This is a genomic window from uncultured Campylobacter sp. (assembly GCF_938045405.1).
GTDB lineage: Bacteria > Campylobacterota > Campylobacteria > Campylobacterales > Campylobacteraceae > Campylobacter_B.
Window position 1 is genome coordinate 1 of sequence record NZ_CALIMW010000233.1, and the last position, 3,465, is coordinate 3,465.

Annotated in this window: 4 protein-coding genes; all 4 read left to right on the forward strand. The window is 44.2% G+C overall.

Features of this window, described 5'->3' with window-relative positions:
• On the forward strand, positions 1-275 hold a 275-nt coding region (locus Q0140_RS09720; protein ID WP_297964119.1), incomplete at its 5' end, for a cupin domain-containing protein.
• Between the two features lie 212 nt (positions 276-487).
• On the forward strand, positions 488-1,123 hold the full coding sequence (locus Q0140_RS09725; RefSeq protein WP_297964121.1) for an NAD(P)H-binding protein: 636 nt from the start codon (positions 488-490) through the stop codon (positions 1,121-1,123).
• Positions 1,124-1,550: 427 nt separating this feature from the next.
• A complete protein-coding gene (locus Q0140_RS09730) occupies positions 1,551-1,694 on the forward strand; it encodes a hypothetical protein (RefSeq protein WP_297964122.1) in 144 nt (47 codons plus the stop codon).
• Between the two features lie 306 nt (positions 1,695-2,000).
• The gene (locus tag Q0140_RS09735) at positions 2,001-2,702 is read left to right on the forward strand and encodes an IS1595 family transposase (RefSeq protein ID WP_297964124.1); all 702 of its coding nucleotides are present in this window, start codon (positions 2,001-2,003) and stop codon (positions 2,700-2,702) included.
• Positions 2,703-3,465 lie beyond the last annotated feature (763 nt).

Genomic DNA, 3,465 nt, shown 5'->3' on the forward strand with positions numbered 1-3,465 from the left:
CTGCAAACGTGAGCGTGCCGTTCGTGCATTCGCACAAGCAAAACGAGGAGCTTTATTTGGTGCTAAAAGGCGGCGGCACGCTCTTTATCGACGGCGAGGAGAAGGCGGTCAAAGAGGGCGATGCGATCCGTATCGATCCGGCAGGCAAAAGATGTTTCAAAGCGGGTGCGCAAGGGATGAAATTTATCTGTATCCAGACTAAACGCGGCAGCCTGGAGCAGTACACTAACGGCGACGGCGTGATAAACGACGATGTAAAGCCTAGCTGGCTGTAAAATTTCGCAAGATAAGCGCGCAGCAAAGCGCAGGTGTAAAATTTAAACTGCGCAGCGCAGCAAAACGATGCCCTACGTGGCGGGTTCATCGGTCGCCACAGCGATAGACAGTCGCATGAGAGAGTTCATTAGCCGCGATGGCAAGTGAATTGGCTTGTAGCAGCGATAAGCGGCTGTGTAAGCAAACAAATTCTAAATTTAAAGGATAAAAAATGAAAAAAGTAGCAATCATCGGAGCAAACGGAAAATCAGGTAGCGCGCTAGTCGCGGAGGCGCTAAAGCGGGGCTACGACGTAACGGGCTTCGCGCGAAACAAAGAGTATAAAAACGGCGACGTAAAAGTCGTTTATAAAGATGTTTTTGAGCTTAGCAAAGCCGATTTGGCGGGCTTTGACGTCGTCATCAGCGCGATCGCTGCATGGACGCCGCAGACCTTCCCGCTTCACGCGAAAATGACGCAGCACATCGCGGAGCTGCTAAGCGGCACGCAGACGAGACTTTTCGTCATCGGCGGCGCGGGCGTGCTATACACAGACGCTTCACGCAAGACGCGCCTGATGGATACTCCGAGCTTTCCGGCTGAGTATATGGGCGTAGCCGAGGCGACTGCGGCGAGCTACGAGGTGCTAAAGGCGAGCAAAGATTTGATCTGGACCTACGTGATCCCCGCCGCGGAATACGACGCAAACGCCGCGCGCACGGGCTCATACGCCCTCGGAGACGACGAGCTGATCCTAAACGGTAAGGGCAAAAGCTACATCGGCTACGCAGACCTCGCACTCGCCGTAATAGATGAGATCGGGGCGCAAAAATTTATCGGCAAGCCGTTTACGGCGGTCGGCGAATAATGCGGCGTTGCCGCGCATAAATTTTAACTGCGCTGCACGGCGAAATTCGGGTGCAAATTTTAACTACGTGGCGCGGTAAAATTCTAACGTAAATTTTAAATCTTTTAGCGCGGCAAAATTCTAACGTAAATTTAAAATTTAGCGAAAAAGTAAGCTAGAGCTTTAAATCAAAATTTAGCGCCAGGACAAAGCCTATGTTTGAATTAAAATTTAGCGCTAGAGCGAGCTACGGCTTGAAATTAAATTCAGCGGCGGAGCCGAACTCGAGCTAAAATTTAAAATTTAACGGCGACGGTAGCGGCGACTGCGGTGCTAATGACGGCGGCGATTGCGTTGCAAAAAATCGGTAGCGATTGTATTCGAATAATAGCGGCGGTGGCGATAGCAGCGATTGTATTTGCGACAACGGCAGCAGAGGTAATGAGCAGTGACAGCGGCTGCAACGGCGGTAGACGACAGCGGCGCGGGTGGCATTAGCGGCAGCCGTATCGCAGCGGGCGGTAGCGAGAATATAATGAACGGGCGCCGCGGCGACTGCAACAACGGCTGCAAATATAATGAGCGATGGTAGCGTAGCGGCAAGCAGCAATAGCGATCTGCTGCAAATATAATGAATGGTAGCAGCGAGAGTAGCAGCGACGACGACAATGGCGGCAAAGATAATGTAGTAATAGCGACGATAGCGGTAGTAGCGGCAGACGGGGATAGTCGCACTATCGGTATAGGGTAACGCGAGGCCTGCTATGTCGCGGATGAAATTTAGGCGCGATTAAAATTAACATCTAAATTTTAAAAAAATAGCCTAACAGATAAAATTTCGGAACGATTAAAATTTAGGCTCAAGATAAGTTAAAAACTTTCAAAGGAGTTTTTAACTATGATCCTGCCGATGAAAAACAAGTATATAATTCGTTCCCGAATTTCGCAGAAGAAATTTAGAGAAATTTTAAAGTATTTTGCAGAAGATATAGAGGCTACTAAAATAGCAAATTTAACCGGGATTTCTAGAATTTCCATTAATAAGATTCTAAAAAGCATTAGAGTTTTGATCTCTCAAGAGTGTGAAAAGATAAGCAAATTTAGCGGTGAAATAGAGATAGATGAAAGCTACTTCGGAGCTAAAAGAGTAAGAGGTAAGAGAGGTAGAGGAGCAAGCGGAAAGCAACCGGTATTCGGTATGTTTAAAAGAGACGGTAAGGTCTATACTCAGATAGTAAAGAACTGCTCTGCTAGTGAGCTATTGCCGATACTGAAGGAGTTTAGCGAGCTTGATAGCTCTACTATCTATTCAGATTGCTGGAAAGCTTATGATGGATTAGTAGATTACGGAGCTAAAGCTCACTATAGAGTAAAGCATTCAAAGAATGAATTTGCTAATGGTAAAAATCATATAAACGGTATAGAAAACTTCTGGGGATACGCCAAACATAGATTATCTAAATTTAAAGGCATCAAGAAAGAGAATTTTTTGCTTCATCTTAAAGAATGTGAATTTAGATATAATAACAGCAAAGATACGAAGGAGTTCTATCATATTTTATTAAAGATGATAAGAGAGAATCCGCTTAGCTTATCTTGAGCCTAAAATTTTAAGATTTCAGCGTGTGGAATTTTGCTACTAAATTTAAAATTTTTGCTTGAATTTCACATTTGTATCGCATTAATTTGGGCTTTTGTGAAATTTAGCATTATAAATTTACGCTGTAGCCTGCTCGTTTGGTTTATAAATTTTGCTACCGCCGCAAAAAATCCGCTGTGTTCGCACAAGTGAAATTCCGTCGCATTTGTACGAGTGGAATTCCGCCACTGATAGCAGAAAGCGCGGCATCAAGCGCAAATCCTCGCTGCGGGTAAAATTCTGTCATTGACAATAAAAGCTAGATTTATCGATACGACAATTCTTGAAGCGCGGTAGAATTTACGAACGACGATAAAAGCATAGTGTGGTTACGGCGAAATTTAAAATTTGCGCCCGCCGAATTTCGCCGCGCCGTCATTTTGTCGTTTAAATTTTAAATTCCATCCGCATCGGTTTCGCCAAAGCTAGGCATAAAGCCTGATAATTAACTCTCTGGCGAGCGCTAAAATAACGACGAAGATTGTAAATTTTAATAAAGATTTTTGTCGCATTGTGACGAGCATAGCAATGCCTAATAAAACGAGCGCAATGTCTAAAAATATATCTTTCATACGCTTAATTGAAATTTAATCAAAATACTAAGTATGATAAGAAGTATTATAAAGCGCAAGATTGAACGCATGGAGGATAGATCGCCAAATTCTTTGTCATATTCCTTTTTTACCTCCCACTCAGCTTTCCATGCGAACATTTTTACTATAAA